Annotated in this window: 20 protein-coding genes and 1 pseudogene; 8 read left to right on the top strand and 13 right to left on the bottom strand. The window is 37.4% G+C overall.

Annotation, left to right across the window (positions count from 1 at the left end; all coding sequences use genetic code 11):
• Nucleotides 1-64 precede the first annotated feature (64 nt).
• A complete protein-coding gene (locus MUN88_RS00810) occupies nucleotides 65-547 on the top strand; it encodes a hypothetical protein (protein ID WP_244719717.1) in 483 nt (160 codons plus the stop codon).
• 75 nt (nucleotides 548-622) lie between these two features.
• Here the strand turns inward: MUN88_RS00810 and MUN88_RS00815 are convergent, their stop codons facing one another.
• Nucleotides 623-1,516, bottom strand: a complete 894-nt coding sequence (locus MUN88_RS00815) for a macrolide 2'-phosphotransferase (protein WP_244719719.1) — start codon at nucleotides 1,514-1,516, stop codon at nucleotides 623-625.
• 78 nt (nucleotides 1,517-1,594) lie between these two features.
• Nucleotides 1,595-2,665, bottom strand: coding sequence for an NAD(P)H-dependent flavin oxidoreductase (locus tag MUN88_RS00820; protein WP_244719722.1), 1,071 nt, complete (start codon nucleotides 2,663-2,665; stop codon nucleotides 1,595-1,597).
• Between the two features lie 138 nt (nucleotides 2,666-2,803).
• Between MUN88_RS00820 and MUN88_RS00825 the strand changes: the two genes are divergently transcribed.
• Entirely contained in the window at nucleotides 2,804-3,304 is a 501-nt protein-coding gene (locus MUN88_RS00825; RefSeq protein WP_244719725.1) for a DNA-deoxyinosine glycosylase, read from the top strand.
• A gap of 147 nt (nucleotides 3,305-3,451) precedes the next feature.
• On the opposite strand, the gene MUN88_RS00830 is transcribed toward MUN88_RS00825, so the two are convergent.
• On the bottom strand, nucleotides 3,452-4,234 hold the full coding sequence (locus MUN88_RS00830; protein ID WP_244719727.1) for a CPBP family intramembrane glutamic endopeptidase: 783 nt from the start codon (nucleotides 4,232-4,234) through the stop codon (nucleotides 3,452-3,454).
• A gap of 243 nt (nucleotides 4,235-4,477) precedes the next feature.
• Entirely contained in the window at nucleotides 4,478-4,672 is a 195-nt protein-coding gene (locus MUN88_RS00835) for a hypothetical protein (protein ID WP_244719730.1), read from the bottom strand.
• A gap of 399 nt (nucleotides 4,673-5,071) precedes the next feature.
• On the opposite strand from MUN88_RS00835, the pseudogene MUN88_RS00840 reads away from it, so the two are divergent.
• Nucleotides 5,072-5,450, top strand: a pseudogene (locus MUN88_RS00840) (PH domain-containing protein).
• A gap of 113 nt (nucleotides 5,451-5,563) precedes the next feature.
• On the opposite strand, the gene MUN88_RS00845 reads toward MUN88_RS00840, so the two are convergent.
• Both MUN88_RS00845 and MUN88_RS00850 read right to left on the bottom strand, forming a co-directional pair.
• Nucleotides 5,564-6,427 carry a PhzF family phenazine biosynthesis protein gene (locus MUN88_RS00845; RefSeq protein ID WP_244719732.1) on the bottom strand — a complete coding sequence of 288 codons (864 nt, stop codon included), beginning with the start codon at nucleotides 6,425-6,427 and terminating at the stop codon, nucleotides 5,564-5,566.
• A 48-nt stretch (nucleotides 6,428-6,475) separates the two neighbouring features.
• Nucleotides 6,476-6,904, bottom strand: a complete 429-nt coding sequence (locus tag MUN88_RS00850) for a GNAT family N-acetyltransferase (RefSeq protein WP_244719735.1) — start codon at nucleotides 6,902-6,904, stop codon at nucleotides 6,476-6,478.
• 116 nt (nucleotides 6,905-7,020) lie between these two features.
• Between MUN88_RS00850 and MUN88_RS00855 the strand changes: the two genes are divergently transcribed.
• Nucleotides 7,021-8,409 carry an aminotransferase-like domain-containing protein gene (locus MUN88_RS00855; RefSeq protein WP_244719738.1) on the top strand — a complete coding sequence of 463 codons (1,389 nt, stop codon included), beginning with the start codon at nucleotides 7,021-7,023 and terminating at the stop codon, nucleotides 8,407-8,409.
• Between the two features lie 656 nt (nucleotides 8,410-9,065).
• On the opposite strand, the gene MUN88_RS00860 is transcribed toward MUN88_RS00855, so the two are convergent.
• The 5 genes from MUN88_RS00860 to MUN88_RS00880 form a co-directional block, all read right to left on the bottom strand.
• On the bottom strand, nucleotides 9,066-9,458 hold the full coding sequence (locus MUN88_RS00860; protein WP_244719741.1) for a DUF2178 domain-containing protein: 393 nt from the start codon (nucleotides 9,456-9,458) through the stop codon (nucleotides 9,066-9,068).
• Nucleotides 9,451-9,663 (bottom strand): helix-turn-helix transcriptional regulator, encoded by a 213-nt coding sequence (locus MUN88_RS00865; RefSeq protein ID WP_244719744.1) that lies wholly within the window; start codon nucleotides 9,661-9,663, stop codon nucleotides 9,451-9,453. The genes MUN88_RS00860 and MUN88_RS00865 overlap by 8 nt, the downstream gene beginning before the upstream one ends.
• A gap of 144 nt (nucleotides 9,664-9,807) precedes the next feature.
• Nucleotides 9,808-10,260 (bottom strand): hypothetical protein, encoded by a 453-nt coding sequence (locus MUN88_RS00870; protein WP_244719746.1) that lies wholly within the window; start codon nucleotides 10,258-10,260, stop codon nucleotides 9,808-9,810.
• Nucleotides 10,261-10,322: 62 nt separating this feature from the next.
• A complete protein-coding gene (locus tag MUN88_RS00875; RefSeq protein ID WP_244719749.1) occupies nucleotides 10,323-10,775 on the bottom strand; it encodes a hypothetical protein in 453 nt (150 codons plus the stop codon).
• Nucleotides 10,776-11,128: 353 nt separating this feature from the next.
• Nucleotides 11,129-12,112, bottom strand: a complete 984-nt coding sequence (locus tag MUN88_RS00880; RefSeq protein WP_244719752.1) for a ketoacyl-ACP synthase III — start codon at nucleotides 12,110-12,112, stop codon at nucleotides 11,129-11,131.
• Nucleotides 12,113-12,333: 221 nt separating this feature from the next.
• On the opposite strand from MUN88_RS00880, the gene MUN88_RS00885 reads away from it, so the two are divergent.
• A complete protein-coding gene (locus tag MUN88_RS00885) occupies nucleotides 12,334-12,564 on the top strand; it encodes a helix-turn-helix transcriptional regulator (protein WP_244719755.1) in 231 nt (76 codons plus the stop codon).
• Between the two features lies 1 nt (nucleotide 12,565).
• A complete protein-coding gene (locus tag MUN88_RS00890; protein ID WP_244719758.1) occupies nucleotides 12,566-12,856 on the top strand; it encodes a hypothetical protein in 291 nt (96 codons plus the stop codon).
• 162 nt (nucleotides 12,857-13,018) lie between these two features.
• On the opposite strand, the gene MUN88_RS00895 is transcribed toward MUN88_RS00890, so the two are convergent.
• Nucleotides 13,019-13,192 carry a hypothetical protein gene (locus tag MUN88_RS00895; protein WP_244719761.1) on the bottom strand — a complete coding sequence of 58 codons (174 nt, stop codon included), beginning with the start codon at nucleotides 13,190-13,192 and terminating at the stop codon, nucleotides 13,019-13,021.
• Nucleotides 13,193-13,357: 165 nt separating this feature from the next.
• The gene (locus tag MUN88_RS00900; protein ID WP_244719764.1) at nucleotides 13,358-14,398 is read right to left on the bottom strand and encodes an NAD(P)-dependent alcohol dehydrogenase; all 1,041 of its coding nucleotides are present in this window, start codon (nucleotides 14,396-14,398) and stop codon (nucleotides 13,358-13,360) included.
• Between the two features lie 209 nt (nucleotides 14,399-14,607).
• Here MUN88_RS00900 and MUN88_RS00905 point away from each other — a divergent pair, with 209 nt between their 5' ends.
• Together MUN88_RS00905 and MUN88_RS00910 are read left to right on the top strand one after the other, a co-directional pair.
• Nucleotides 14,608-15,012: a MerR family transcriptional regulator gene (locus MUN88_RS00905; protein ID WP_244719767.1), complete on the top strand. Its 405-nt coding sequence runs from the start codon at nucleotides 14,608-14,610 to the stop codon at nucleotides 15,010-15,012.
• Between the two features lie 134 nt (nucleotides 15,013-15,146).
• Nucleotides 15,147-15,446 carry a GRAM domain-containing protein gene (locus MUN88_RS00910; RefSeq protein ID WP_244719769.1) on the top strand — a complete coding sequence of 100 codons (300 nt, stop codon included), beginning with the start codon at nucleotides 15,147-15,149 and terminating at the stop codon, nucleotides 15,444-15,446.
• The last annotated feature ends 250 nt before the right edge of the window (nucleotides 15,447-15,696 follow it).

Genomic DNA, 15,696 nt, shown 5'->3' on the forward strand with positions numbered 1-15,696 from the left:
AATAATGTGATAAGTTTTAACTCTTATGATGGACTCAAACCAAAAAGGAAAAGGAGTTTTCGTCATGAAGCAATTATCGTTTTTATCCGTAGCCTCTCACTTATGGATACAGTGGATTATGTTAGGAAGTATACTGGTGGATACATTTATGCTCTATCCAAATATCTTTCATAACATTCCCGAGTCTTTTGAGATAGGCCTCGAATTCATGGCAGTGGCCAGTCCGCACACCTACTTCCCACCTCTCGGAGCAGCGAGTATTATCACGGGTGTATTAGCACTTATTTTTGCATGGAAATTTCGGCCTGCTCGATATTGGATTTTTTTCAGTATGTTGATGATCGTGTTGGAAGGGGCTACTTCAATGATTTTTGAATGGCCACGGAATCACGTTATGTTTATCGAAGGAGCAGAGGTTCATTCGGTTGCGTTTTTGAAACAAACAGCGAATGAATTTTTAGTTGTTCACGGCTTTCGAGTTGCTTTTAATGTGATTGGGTCTGTGCTGATGTTTGTTGGTTTTTTGAAGTATTATAAGCAGACATGAATGTCCAGCCTCACCAGAAAAGGAATGAATGCATTTAGCATTCATTCCTTTAACTTATATTGTCTCACAGGTCGTTCATCCACTCCCCAATGCGCCTTTCGCCATCTGCTCATACTCTTCCAATCCCGAGGTGATTGCAAATTCAGCAATCGCTACCGGATATGCCGCACTAAGTTCCATGATGTGCTCTTTCATGGTAGGCCAGTAAATTCCTCCCGCTTGCTTATAATAGCTGATCAATTTATCCAAAGCCTCTTCACCGAAGGCTTGGTATTGGAAAACAAAATCAGTTGATACATCTGTTACTTTTGCTTCGGTCCAGTCGATCAAACCGGTTACGTTCACATTTTTATCAATCATCGTATGACCAGCATGCACATCACCATGAGTCAATCCGGTATTGACAGGCCACAATTCCTTATTGTTCACCCATAACTGCCAGCGATTCCATAAAGATTCGCTTACACCAAACTGTGCTTTCACTTTTTCCATTCGCTCCATCATCGATAACCTAGCTTCTTCTGCTGACTGAACAGAGAGACCTGCTTCAAGCGCCTCTTCTGTCGGAAGTGTGTGCAGTGAGGCCAATACGTTGGCTAATGTCTGGTGAAATTGTTCAGGTACGTTTTTATAATCCATTTCCCACACATAGTTTTGAATCTCTGGATCAATCGTTCCTGCTGGAATGCCGGTTAATTTCTTGTAAGCAATCAGGTCATCTTCATAGATCGACCAAACCGGGACCTGAAAACTGGCATGTTTATCGATTAAATCCAAGGCTTTCTTCTCAACAACTGTCCTCGGCATCACATCGTCACGTCTCGGAAGCCTCAGCACCCACTCTTCTCCTTCAGTATCTTGCGCATATGCAACCAAAAAATCCAAACCTGACTCATTGAACGAAATAGTATCAACTTTTACTTCCAATCCGTACTTCCTGGCTGTTTCTGCCACCTGCTGTTTGTTCAAACGATCACTTCCTTTTCCAATTTTTCATGGTGCCAAATCCTTATAAATTAAGAAAGCAAATGGAAAATTATACCTTTTTTACCGTCTGCTTTTCATTATCTCATCTACCTGAGCGGCAATGTCAGCGATAAGCTTTTCGACCGTTTGTCTTTTGCATAAGCGAGGGGATTGACCACTCCACATATGTACCCATTCCGGACGATTTTGCTTAGCTGCTTCACTGCGAATTGATTTGGTTAATGTATTTAGAATCGGATACTCTGGAAGACTTTTTTCATATGGCTGTAATTTCGTGATGAACTCATTTTGAATCCCTCTTGCCGGTTTACCACTGATGACCGAAGTAATGACGGTTTGCGCTTCCGTACTGTTCAAGATGGCGGCGATATGTTGTTGTTTCGCCCCACTTTCCAACACAGTCAGAAAAGCTGTACCCATTTGAACTGCTTGAGCTCCTAAGGTAAGGGCAGCTAATACACCTCTTCCATCCATGATTCCTCCAGCAGCAATCACCGGAATGTTCACCTGATCCACCGTTTGCGGAATAAGCGACATCGTTCCAACCATTCCATTCTCGAATGTATCTGCGAACGTACCGCGATGGCCACCAGCTTCACTTCCCTGCATGACTACCATATCCACGCCTTTTTCTTCGTTGATGAGGGCTTCTTTTACGGTCGTGGCTGTACCGACTACCACAATATTTTTTTCTTTTAATTGTTGAATGACTCGCGTAGACGGAACGCCGAAAGTGAAACTGCAAACAGCTACTTCTTCTTGCATGACCACTTCCAGCTGTTTTTCAAACGTTTCTGTTGATGAGGTTGCTATTTCTGGTTCTGTGAGCTTCAACTCTTCGCGAAATGGCTGCAACAATTCATTGGCTTTTTTAATCTGCCTTTCAGATACATCTTGTATTTCGGGAATAAAGAGATTGACTGCAAAAGGTTGATTCGTTAACTCTTGTATTCTCTGGATCGCTTCTTTCATTTGATTGGGTTTCATATACCCAGCGCCTAATGTTCCCAGTCCACCTGCATTGGAAACTGCGGCGACAAGCTCTGGCGTTGTTGGACCTCCTGCCATTCCAGCCTGGATAATGGGATATTGAGTGTTCAGTGCTTTGGTAAATAGGTTATCATTCCACATTACGTGCTCTCCTCCCTATGCCTTTCTTTATTTTATTGTAACATCAAAACAATCATAGAACGGCTTAGTCATTATCTAATCCAGGAACAAATCTGATATAATCTTATGATAAGAAACAAGCGGAAAGGTGAGGTAGCCATGGCTAATCAGAAAATACATTCATTGGATCCGATTATCGATCAACACGCCAATATCTTGATTCTTGGCTCTATTCCAGGAAAACAGTCCTTAATGAAACAGCAGTATTATGGCAATTCACGCAATCATTTCTGGCCGATATTATTTGAGATTTATGAACGGGAATGGATAGAAAATTATGAAGATAAGGTTGCATTTTTACACGAAAAAGCTATTGCCCTATGGGATGTGATCGGAGCATGCTACCGGGAAGGCAGTCTGGATTCCAATATAACAGAAGCAGAACCAAACTCGCTGGAAGATTTACTTGATACTTATCCTGCGATTCAGAGGATTGGTTGTAATGGTACAAAGGCCTATCAAACCTTTCGAAAACACTTTGCACATTTAATCGATCGATATGATGTGAGAAAGCTGCCTTCGACCAGTCCGATTCCCGGGCGTTATAATAAAACGTTTGAGGAAAAGGTGGACGTTTGGAAGGATATATTTGAGGAATAGAGGGAGTCTAATATTCTATGGGCTTAAAGGACAAAAAGCGGCTAAGCATGGCCAAGAAACATTATTGGATCATTATTAATGTTCCTTGGCCTGCAATTACTCATATAATATAGATGCAGAACTACTCAACAAACAACATCCGATTAGTTAATGAAATATAGACGCAAACAAGACGTGAATAAAAAAATCTGCTGACATATGTGCAAGCATTGCATACTCTAAGCCTTTTTTCCAGTACAAGTAACCGAACCATAAGCCCAGAAGGCCATTTAACACCAATGCCCGTATCACAATGATTACAGATAATTCACCGAATACTTGCATCGTCGCTGGCAAATGTCCTATACCAAATAAAATGGCAGTGAGTATAATCGCAATATAGTAGAAGCTTCTGGGGATATCTCCTTTTTCTTTCTTAGTTATTCGTGCCAGCAGCCAGACAACTAGTGTCATGCCAAACAACCTTAGCATGAGTTCTTCTGTAATACCTCCATAAACAATAGCAAGTAAGCCTTGCCACCAACTAGTAACGGTAGTTTGATTATCCGGCATATCGATAAGGGGGGCGAACACCCACATGTCCAAAAGAATGGTGATAAGTGAACCGATGAATGCTATGAAGACACCGATGATCAGCCATTTTTTCGAGATAGGTTGTAGTTTTCTTTCATAAATAAGACCTTCGATTATGGGAGCACTTAATCTCGCTCTTTTTTGTAATCTTACACCTATTAATACCAGCACAAACAAAAATATAATGTCTATGATCGAATTTATTGTTACAACCAATGAAACTGGCATGGCTTCTGGACTGGATTGATAAAATTCATCGTTCATTAAGACGGTCATTTCATATGGGATAATAGCAACTATTCCAATTACACCTAAGAACGTGAGTAATAGAACCAATTTTATTTTCCATTTTTCCACTGAACCACTCCTATTTTCAGATACTTACTTATACGGATATTATTGTGAAAAAGAGTACATTTTGCATTTTCCCATATACTCTTTACCATTTAATTCTATGCAACAGCTCAGTATCACGAGTATTAATTAATAGTTCTATAAGTATATGCTAAGAATTTTTGTCTAAACCTCATTTTTGACATTTATAAACATAATTCATCTGTGGTATTCCTTTATCAGATGTTTTACGATTACTGCCAAATACTATCCCTCTGCATTCTTTCTTGCTTCTTTTCGTTCCAACGTCAAGTAGTCCTGTGTTTTAAAGATAGATACATCATGATTTTCTGCAAATTCCGCTACATATTCATACGCTTTTGGTGGTACCAGTACTGATAATCTAATATTTCTAGCCTTTTTCACATCTATAATCGCAGCTTTTTTAGCCCAACTGGGCACGTATGAATTTCACTTGCTCTATTTGATCAGGGAAAATCACCCTCCTTATAATTGATTTTTTAAACAATAATACTTGATAGACTAAATGATTATCCTGTATTTCAAATCTAAAGTGAATGGAATTAGCTAATACAATAACAAAAACTAAATATATCAGGAATAAAGTTATGGAGAATCCATAATAATCTGATAACAGACTCCAACAAAAAGCAATACAAAAAATACTAATAGTTGACCACCTTAGCGGCTTTATATGGTATTCCATGCATAACTTCCTCCTATATCTATTCATCCATGTAAAATTTACTTATTTTTGAAAACATACTTCCATTTTATATAAGTATTAATAAAGAAACAACTATTAAATGAATTAACTTCAAACTCTAGGCGGTATTATTAATGGGATTTCTGGATGGTTTAATGGGTAACGCTTCAAATGTAGACAAGCAAGAGGTCACTAAGGAATACGGGCAATTATTAGTTGACGGAGAAGAAGTAAATGTAGCTTTTTAAAGTAATTAGGGATTTATTTATTTTTACAGATAAGCGATTGATTTTAGTAGATAAACAAGGACTTACAGAAAAAAAGACATCCTATCATTCTATTATGTTCAAAAGCATTTCACATTTCAGCGCGGAAACTGCTGGGCATTTCGATATGGATGCTGAACTAAAGATTTGGATTTCAGGCAATCTGGAGCCTTTAGTCTCAAAAAATTTTAAGAAAGATGGTAATATATACGAAATTCAAAAAGTTCTTGCAGCTGTGAGTGGTTAAAAATAAATGACAAGGCTATTCGCACAAACAAACTCAAGGATTTTTCGTTACATCCTTGAGTTTGTTTACTTTGTTTACACAACAAATTCAAAAAGCTGATGTTAGTTCACTATTTATAACCACTTCCCTTCTGCTACAACGAAAGCACGACCACCTACTTGGATAGCGTATTTGTATTTGTGTTTAGTAGCTGATACCTTTAACAATGACTTCCTGTTTATCAAGTACCCTTGCTCCACTGCATAACTTATCACATTGCTTCCCAACACATTATGTTCTAATAAATACCCGGCTAGATTTCCGTTAGCACTACCCGTTGCAGGGTCTTCTAAGTGACCAGACATAAACATAAACACTCTTACATGTAAATCGTTAGAAGCATTTACTGTGTCATTTGTGAAAACAAGAAGATTCGCCTCTCCTATTTCTTCTAGCAGTTTGTCATAGCGTTGATGATTTATTTTACAACGGTTAACTGCATCTAAAGTCTTGAGGTTTACGATAATGCTTGGTAATCCCGTTGAAACTACTTGAACCGGAAACTCGCCGTCTATATCTTCTCGATCAATAGCTAGAATTTCTGATATCGTGTCTACATCTATTTCAGCGTGAAATGTAGGGGGATTCTGTACCATCCAACCCTCTTCGTCATTAAACGTGACAGGAATTTGCCCAACTTCCAGATTCAGTTTTATCTGACTGGAGTGGTCGGGATCAATAAAACGTTGAATAATTAATGCTGTACCAAGTGTCGGATGTCCGGCAAATGGTATCTCTGAATCAGGTGTGAAAATTTTTACATGGTAGCCGCCGTCTTGTTGTAAACCTGACAGGATAAATGTCGTTTCCGAAAAATTTATTTCCTTTGCAATTTGCTGCATTTTTTCCTGGCTGATCCGCTCATCAGGAATACAGACAGCTAATTGATTCCCTTGATATGCTTTCTCTGCAAAAACATCTACTATATAAAATTTCAAATTATCGTCTCTCCTCCAAAATCATAATAATGGAAATGGATTACTTCGTTATCTCCGGCCCCAGCTAGCAGGATCATCGACTCTACACTGCATGGTTTCTACATTAGAAAATCCGAATTTCCGGTAAAGTGTATGTGCATCTTTTGTAAATAAACCAAATGTCTTTACTTGGTTCTCCGGATGCTCCATTATGCATTGAAACAACCATTTACCCAAGCCTTTTCCACGATGGTCGGGATGAATAATGACATCACAAATCCATGAAAATACTATATTGTCGGTGATTACTCTTGCAAAACCAACTTGTATCTCCCCTTCATAAACACCAAAACAAATAGAGCTTTCCATACTTTTAACAATCACTTCCTTAGATCGGTCGGATGCCCAATAACTTTTTGATAACATGTCAAAAATGACATCTGTATCCATTTCCCTTTGATCATCACTAACTGTATAGTATTTACTGTACCATTTCAAAAAAACACCTCCCATTACTATTTATCTTGATATAATGGAAGTATAATAGCTTTATTACCTTTAAGGAATCTCTATTTTCACCATCTGTATAGGTACAGAAGAGGAGGCAATATATAATGAACACCAAATATAACCATATAACAGAGGATATCAAACAGAAAATCTTGAATGGAACACTAAAGTCTGGAACTAAGATTCCTTCTATTAGATATTTATCCGAACAGTATCACTGTAGTAAAAATACGGTCATAAGAGCTTATATCGAGCTTGAAAAACAACACCTCATCTATTCCATACCGAAGAGTGGATTTTTTGTTGTCGATAATGCCAATCCGTCACATGACACATCTTCGAAACATAGTCAGATTGATTTTCTCTCTGCAGGTCCAGATAAAGAAGCCATGCCTTATGAAGATTTCCAGCATTGTTTAAATCAAGCGATAAATTTATACAAAGTAGAACTTTTTTCTTATTCCCATCAGCAAGGGCTTCTCTCACTCCGGAGGGAACTTATCAAGCATTTACAAGATCAGCAGGTTTTTACTGTACCTGATAGATTATTTATTCTCTCAGGGGCACAACAAGCAATAAATTTACTTGTACCTATTCCTTTTCCTAATGGGAAATCTAATATACTTGTGGAACAACCTACTTACTTTGGAATAATCGAATCCGTTCAACTTCATCCTATCAAAACATTCGGAATTGAACTTACTATGCAAGGAATAGACCTAAATCGATTAGAGTATATGTTCCGCCACAATGACATTAAATTTTTTTATATCATCCCTAGATTTCATAACCCACTTGGTCATAGTTATACAAATGAAGAAAAGAGGAAAATAGTCGAACTCGCCAACAAATACGATGTCTACATAGTAGAAGATGATATATTTGGGGATCTTGAACCTGACACGAAATCTGACCCGATGTTTTCTTATGATCCATCCGGAAGGGTCATCTACTTAAAGAGTTTCTCAAAAATAATGCTACCCGGTTTGAGAATTGGTGTGGCTGTATTACCTGAACTATTAGTAAATACTTTTTCACGCCATAAATTTAGTAATGATCTGTTTAGTACAACCATTTCTCAAGGTGCACTAGAACTTTATTTAAGGAGTGGTATGTTTAACGGGCATACAGAAAGGATTAAAAAATTATACAGAACAAAAATGGACAAGGTTAAACATGCATGCGAACGATATTTATCACCACAATATTACAATTTCACCAAACCTGATACGGGCTTTTATTTATCTATTTACTTACCAAAAAGAGTACAAGCAAATAGATTAGCAGCTGCATTGGAACATGAAAACGTCTTAGTTGACGATGCAAAAAGAATGTATTTACCCGAATTTCAAAAAAACGATTTAATTAGATTGTCCATTTCACAAATAGAAAATACTCAAATAACTCCTGGCATAGACTTAATCGCAAAACAAATGGATAAGCTGAATAATCGGCAAGTTAACTTCATCGAAAGCACAAGTCGGTTACTTTAATAAAGTGATACTTCAATCAGTAGGGGTTTTTGACACCCACTGATTGCTAGCGAAACTTATCAGGAAGTTATCGTCCGTTTATCCCCCACTTAGCTTCTTATTTATCTCTCGCATCTTGAAGTGGGGGTATTACGGATGGTTAGCGCCGTGATAAAAGTTTTTAAATGGAAAACCTATCAGATGAATATATAAAAGGGTAATTTCTGACTGAAATAATTGAAAAATGTTCGACAAAGGTTGAATCCACCATTACAAAGCGATTTCCATATATTATAAAAAGAAAAATATACCAGGAAAGCAGTGTAGGTTCTAACATACTTGAAGCAAAACCGAAGTTCATTCCTATTCTCCGATTGAGAGGATTGATGATAATGGTACAAAGACCTATCCATCAGTCATAACAATTTTCACAGTTATTTGATTAATATAGTGTGAGAGAAATGGCTTCGATTGCAGGTTGTTATCATAAAGAGTGTTATTGTCGAAGGATATCTGGAGGAATAATTTGAAGCTAACTGTGGATAGCCTTATACTATTGCACAGCTCCAAAAATGCAGAATGTTCCAGGCAATTTTAGGGGGCAGCCTCCACCGGTGTACATTTCTCCATGTGCCAGGATTTACCCCCGCGTTTTTTTATGTGAACAAAGGGGCTGCTTACTTGAACTTCTTTGCATAAATAAACTCTGTAATCGGTACTGTGACTAATGTAAGTCCCACTACGATAACCAAAGGATAATTATCAATCTCATTAAAATTTCCCGTTCCTTCTGAAATAAACAATATTAAACCAGATAAAATCATCAATACATAATATCCTATTTTAGCACTTTGCGTTTCAATATGTCTGTCTAATTCGTCTTTTTCGCCACCGCCTTGATGATCTCTCCATTTAAGCCAATTAAAAAAATAGCTTAGAGCAACAAAACTAAGGAATATACCACCTGCATCAATCGTGCCAAATCTTATCCATTTGTATAAAGAAAAACCTGCGATAGATAAGAAAACGAGAAAGGCCAAAACAGCGATAACCTTTTGTGTTTTATCCATTTCTTTTCCCTCCGTTCCCTGATATAAATAACTCTTCCATGCCGACTCCTAAACACTTTGCAATATCGAATCCTAACTGTAAACTTGGGTCATATTTATTGTTTTCTATAGCATTAATCGTCTGCCTGCTTACACTACATTTATCCGCCAATTTCCCTTGAGAAAGATTACATTTTTCTCTGTATTCTTTTATCCTATTCTTCATTACTGAGCCACCTTATGATTACGCGCAATGTAAAATGTGTTTGACACATTTATTATAAATAAAGACAAATAAAGTGTCAAACATATTTTACACTTTATTTGTCCTATCGCTTCATGTCCTTAACTTGAACTTATTAAGAACCCGTTAACTTGATTTGTATTTTTGCTTCTTTTCCAATATTAAATACTCATCCGTTTTAGCTATCGATATATCATGACCTTCTGCAAATTCCATTAAATGCTCATACGCTTCTGAAGGTTCAAGTACAGCCAATCTAATGTTTCTTCCTGTATGGACATATAGTATTGCAGCTTTTTTCGCCCACCCGGCCCGTATGAATTCTAATTGTTTGACTTGATCGGGGTAGATCTCTCTTTTTATAAATGATTTTTTAAATAAGAATACTTGATATACTAAATGATCTTCCTGTATTTCGAATTTAAAGCGAATGGAACTAGCTATTCCAGCCGCACCGATTAAATACAAAAAGAATAAAGAGTAAGAGAATCCATAATAATCTGATAACACAGTCCAACAAATAGCAACACAGAAGATACTTATATTCGACGATCTTATCGGATTTATATGATATTCCAAAGATAATGCCTCCTTTTATGTATCAATATATTTCCATTAACTGCTCACTTCCTTTTTCATAACTATAACTGCCTCGTATTCCCATCATCGTCAGTGACTGTGACATTAAACAAATTAATCTGACCGCCTAAATCCTGATACATAGAGGATTCAAGTGAGTGACTGAATTTAATTTCAAATGCTCTATGTTCTTTTGCATCAAGCTCCAACCGATGATCCTTCCGATTAATAATATCCAATACGTTCCATCCACCGCTCACAAATTTTTGGTGTAGTGATAAGTGGAATGTGACAGGTCGATTACTATGGTTCACTAAGAATAGTGTGCATGTGCCGACAAGAATTCCTGAATCATTCGTATCATACTGACATTCGCCACTCTCTTGATGGTATTCCAATGCATAAATACCATTTGCAAAGTTTGATTGATACGTCTTGGCAAACAAATCTGAGGGAAAGACCATCAAAGCAAGAAATATCAAAAAGATCACTTTTCCACTGTACTCATTCGCCAAAAAAATCAGTCCCACAATCAATAGAATGATCGAAACAAATGCTGTGTAATGTAAACCACTGCTTCCATTAGACCAAGCAGAGATACCTATAAAGCCCTGAGCAAGCGATCTCCAACAGATTCATTATAGATAAATCTCCATTTGAACAAGAACGCGATACCCAGCATGATAAAGCCGGTTATGACAAATATTCTTTTAGGTTTTGGTTGATTCATTCCAATGCCCCTAACTTGATACAGCATATTAAAGAATTCTTTTCACTCCAACTACACGTATAACATCATGCAAAGGTTGCAGTTTTCATTAATCGAGGTAAGGTACGAAAAACAAAATTACATAGCCAATTCTCTGACTTAAAGCGTCCATTTTATGAGTAATCCTGCGTGCGCCAATCCACCACCAAAACCATACAATAATACTTTATCACCATTATTCAATTTTCCATTTTTAACGCCTATATCTAAGGACAATGGAATAGTGGCGGAAGATGTATTTCCGTATTCTACCAAACTGTATAATGTCCGTTCAATAGGGAAATTGCTTTTTTCGCAGATAGACTCAAGCATCCTTAAATTGGCACTATGAGGCACAAACCAATCAATACCATCTAAGTTTATTGACGTATTATTCAGAACCGATTGTATTCCTTTAGGTACCGTTTTAACCGCCCATTTATAGACCTCTCTGCCATTTTGCACAATATACCCACTATCTGTTAACTCTTCGTTATACATGCGTTTTGACAGGTTTGTACAATATAGACTTTTCCCGCTCTCGCCTTCTGAACCCAAATGTGATGAAATAAAACTTGGCTGTTGTTCATCATATTCTACAAGAACTGCCCCTGCACCATCACCAAAGAGTACACAGGTTGTTCTATCCGTATAGTCCGTTATTTTTGATAAAGTTTCAGCTCCAACTACAAGAATTTTTTTATTTAAACCAGCTGTTATCAAACCATTTGCTACATGTAAGCCATACGTAAAACCCGCACATGCGGCATTTAAATCCATTGCTCCCGTATTTTTAACCCCCAGTTTAGCTTGAAGATTAGATGCTACACTAGGAGTCTTAAAATCAGGAGTTAACGTACAGACAATTATTAAATCAACATCTTCTACTGTTTTATCATATCGTTCCATTAAGTTTAAGACAGATTTATAACCAATATCACTCGTAAACTCGTCTTGATGGGCTATTCTTCGCTCTTTAATACCTGTACGCTTCACAATCCATTCGTCATTTGTATCCACCATCTTCTCTAAATCATAGTTTGTTAAAATTCGTTCTGGAACATATGAACCTAACGCGGTTATACGCGCTGTTGAATTAGCCATAGTACTTCACCTCATTATTTTTAATACTTAATATTATGACCTGGTACTAATATTTATGTAAAAGTTTACCACTAATTAGATAATAGCGCAAACGTTTTATTCCCTTTGTACAAATCACTGGATAAGTAAAGAAAATTTGACTATATGTAAAAATAACTTTACTTATAGTAAAAAATATATTACACTCAATCTATACCCTTTCCAGTAAAGGAGGAATTGATTTGGGATTTAAGGAAACAGGATATCTTGAAAATCGACTTGCCATCCTTCGTGCAGAAAAAAAATGGTCACAAAAGCAAGTGGCAGAAAAAGTAGGTGTAAGCCGGCAAACTATTATTTCGTTGGAAAATAACCGTTATAGTCCTTCCTTAAAATTAGCATTTGAAATTGCCCATTTATTTAAAAAAGATATTAATGAAGTATTTCAGTACAAGACAAAGGAGGAGAATTAGAATGTTGCTAATTGGTATAATTCTGGTGCCACTGTTCATTATTTGCCTATTTATTTCATTAAAATTTATTTGGGGAGAAGAAGGAAAGGATGAACGTGGAAAACAGATTACAAACATATCCTACATGTACTCGGCCTCGATCTTTCCAATTGGCTGGCTGCTTATAGAAGCATATCACGGTTACATGAATGAGCTTGCTTTTGAAACCTATCGTGATACTATTTGGATATTAGTGTTACTTACGTTTATTGTGCAAGGATTAGTAATATTAAACCTGAAAAAGAGAATATAAGTTTTATCTTAACAGTAAATGGAGGGGATGTTCCCCCTTCTATAGCTGTTCAGTTGAAATTTGCATACTTCACTTGTTTTCGAAATACGCTAAGATACTATTCATACTCGCGCATCACTTTTTATAAACAGGCTATTTATAAAAAAACGTTCTCTCCTGATTTCAATTATCCGTCTCATACATCTCCGGTTCCTGATAACGATCATCGAATTGATCTAATAACAATAACCCGCCAAATATTATAGTAAAGCCTATGATGACAAGTGAAACAAAAATAATCACAGAATAAAGCAATAATTTTTTCCAACCCAACTCTTTCATCCGCTCTATCAACATACGCACCCTTCTCCCAACTATTTTTTACCATATTGCAACAAAAAATGGTCATTCATGCGCAATTTTTCAGATATCTTTATTCTTTTGTAAATCGATTGAAGCATCGTTTTGCTCATAGAAAAAAGGCTTAGAGATTTTCTCTAAGCCTCCTGATATTAATCTTCCTTACATCGTACTAATATCAATCACAAAGCGATACTTCACATCAGAAGCTAACACTCGTTCATATGCGTGATCAATCTGATCTGCCGAAATCACTTCAATTTTTGGAACTGTGTTATGTTTTGCACAGAAATCCAGCATTTCCTGCGTCTCACGAATGCCGCCAATCATGGAGCCTGCAAATGAACGGCGGTGTGGAATGAGAGAGAACACATTGACGGCCAATGGCTCTGCAGGCGCACCAACATTTACGAGTGTCCCATCTAACGTTAATAAGGAAAGGTGCGCATTTATATCAATGTTAGCACTTACTGTGTTAATAATCAGGTCAAATGTACCCGCCAGTTTCTCGAAAGTTTCCGGAGAGCTGGTGGCATAGTAGTGATCTGCACCGAATTGCATGCCGTCCTCTTTTTTATTCAATGTTTGTGACAATACCGTCACCTCTGCACCCATAGCATGTGCAATCTTGACAGCCATATGACCAAGACCACCCATACCGACAACGGCAACTTTCTTACCTGGTCCAGCCTGCCAATGATTTAATGGAGAATATGTCGTAATTCCCGCGCAAAGTAACGGCGCGGCTACATCAAGGCCTATGTTATCAGGGATTCTTAGTACAAAATCCTCTGTTACGACGATATGCGTAGAATAACCGCCTTGAGTCAGTTCACCGTATTTATCAACACCAGCGTAGGTCGGAACATTTCCTTTGAGACAGTATTGTTCTTCTCCTTTTTGGCAATTCTCGCATTCGCCGCAGGAGTCCACCATACATCCGACACCTACACGGTCACCTACTTTATACTTGGTAACATCTGGTCCTACATCCGTCACTACCCCTGCAATCTCATGTCCAGGTACGAGAGGATAGTTCACTTCGCCCCAATCACCATGGGCAGTATGAATGTCAGAATGGCAGATTCCTGCGTATTTAATTTCAATTAACACATCATGTAAATCAAGTTCGCGTCGTGTAATCTCAGCTGCGCGAAACGGTTTATCTGGACCGTCGACAGCACGTGCTTTAGCAGTTACCATTAATAAAAACCTCCTGTTATGATGTTAAGAGAGTATTTTCTCTTGAGAATCATTCTACGCCTTATAGTTAACTCTAGGTCAAGAGAAGAAGTTTATTTTTTGGAAGATCGTTCTATACTATTAGATTTTGACTTTATGATACTATCGTGATACTATTTTTTCACAATATTAAAGTTAACTCGAACTCTATTAAAGAAGGGAGATAATAGATGAAAACATATTCTATCGGTGAAGTGGCAAAAGAATTGAACCTTACCGCGTATACCTTGCGTTACTATGACAAAGAGGGACTTCTGCCCTTTGTGGAACGGACAGATAGTGGAACGAGATTATTTAAAGAATCCGATATAGACGCATTAAAAGTGATTGAATGTCTAAAATCGACAGGAATGCCTATTAAGGAAATTAGACATTTCATTGATTGGTGTTCGGACGGAGATGACACATTACAACAAAGATATGACATGTTTCTAGAACGAAAAGCGAGTGTAGAGCAACAAATGGAAGAACTTCAGAAAACAATGGAACTGATTGAGCATAAATGTTCCTATTACAAGACTGCACTGGATGCCGGCACTGAAGTTATTCATAAAAATAATAAGATAGAGATTTAAAGCAAACCACCTGTATATTGCAGGTGGTTTATTTCTGCACCAAAAGGGAATAAATTGGTAACCCATTGGAAAGGATGAAACTTTTCACGAGGTGGATCGTATACATTAGAAAGATAAGGAGAGGTGATAGTCACATGGAAAATGTCATAAAAAGGGGAATGGCGAACCTGTGGAAAGGAAAAGAAGCCGTAGGTGGCAAGCTGTACTTAACTTCTCAACATCTAACACACGAAGCACATAAAATGAATATCAACAAAGAGAAAGTGGAAATAAAACTATCAGATATTGATCATTTGGAATTTTACACGAATAAAGTTTTGGGATTGCCACTTATGAAAAACGGCTTGAAAGTGGTAGATAAAGAGAATCAACAGTATAAATTTGTGGTGAATAAAAGGGCGAATTGGAAGAATGAGATTGAGGCGTTGTTATGAAACTAATCAGCAATCAGAATTTATGAAGTCATGATAGATAGGCACACTTCAAGCGTTTGAAGTAAATACGAGCAGACTTCGGTTTGAAGACGAGGGAACTTCAAGCGCTTGATGCATATACTATGTGCCTCACGCTTGAAGATAACCGAACTTCAGACGTTCGATGCATTTGCTATGTGCCCTTACGCTTGAAGATAACCGAACTTCAGACGTTCGATGCATTTGCTACGCGCCTTCCCGCTGGAAATGG

The sequence above is a fragment of the Gracilibacillus caseinilyticus genome, from assembly GCF_022919115.1.
In the GTDB taxonomy this organism is placed as follows: Bacteria; Bacillota; Bacilli; order Bacillales; family Amphibacillaceae; genus Gracilibacillus; species Gracilibacillus caseinilyticus.

What these genes read in the sequence shown, in the direction of transcription:
- MUN88_RS00910 (WP_244719769.1), top strand. Translation starts at nt 15,147, where the DNA reads ATGGAAAATGTCATAAAAAGGGGAATGGCGAACCTGTGGAAAGGAAAA.
- MUN88_RS00880 (WP_244719752.1), bottom strand. Translation starts at nt 12,112, where the DNA reads ATGGCTAATTCAACAGCGCGTATAACCGCGTTAGGTTCATATGTTCCA.
- MUN88_RS00860 (WP_244719741.1), bottom strand. Translation starts at nt 9,458, where the DNA reads ATGGATAAAACACAAAAGGTTATCGCTGTTTTGGCCTTTCTCGTTTTC.
- MUN88_RS00810 (WP_244719717.1), top strand. Translation starts at nt 65, where the DNA reads ATGAAGCAATTATCGTTTTTATCCGTAGCCTCTCACTTATGGATACAG.
- MUN88_RS00900 (WP_244719764.1), bottom strand. Translation starts at nt 14,398, where the DNA reads ATGGTAACTGCTAAAGCACGTGCTGTCGACGGTCCAGATAAACCGTTT.
- MUN88_RS00905 (WP_244719767.1), top strand. Translation starts at nt 14,608, where the DNA reads ATGAAAACATATTCTATCGGTGAAGTGGCAAAAGAATTGAACCTTACC.
- MUN88_RS00820 (WP_244719722.1), bottom strand. Translation starts at nt 2,665, where the DNA reads ATGTGGAATGATAACCTATTTACCAAAGCACTGAACACTCAATATCCC.
- MUN88_RS00855 (WP_244719738.1), top strand. Translation starts at nt 7,021, where the DNA reads ATGAACACCAAATATAACCATATAACAGAGGATATCAAACAGAAAATC.
- MUN88_RS00890 (WP_244719758.1), top strand. Translation starts at nt 12,566, where the DNA reads ATGTTGCTAATTGGTATAATTCTGGTGCCACTGTTCATTATTTGCCTA.
- MUN88_RS00865 (WP_244719744.1), bottom strand. Translation starts at nt 9,663, where the DNA reads ATGAAGAATAGGATAAAAGAATACAGAGAAAAATGTAATCTTTCTCAA.
- MUN88_RS00825 (WP_244719725.1), top strand. Translation starts at nt 2,804, where the DNA reads ATGGCTAATCAGAAAATACATTCATTGGATCCGATTATCGATCAACAC.
- MUN88_RS00895 (WP_244719761.1), bottom strand. Translation starts at nt 13,192, where the DNA reads ATGTTGATAGAGCGGATGAAAGAGTTGGGTTGGAAAAAATTATTGCTT.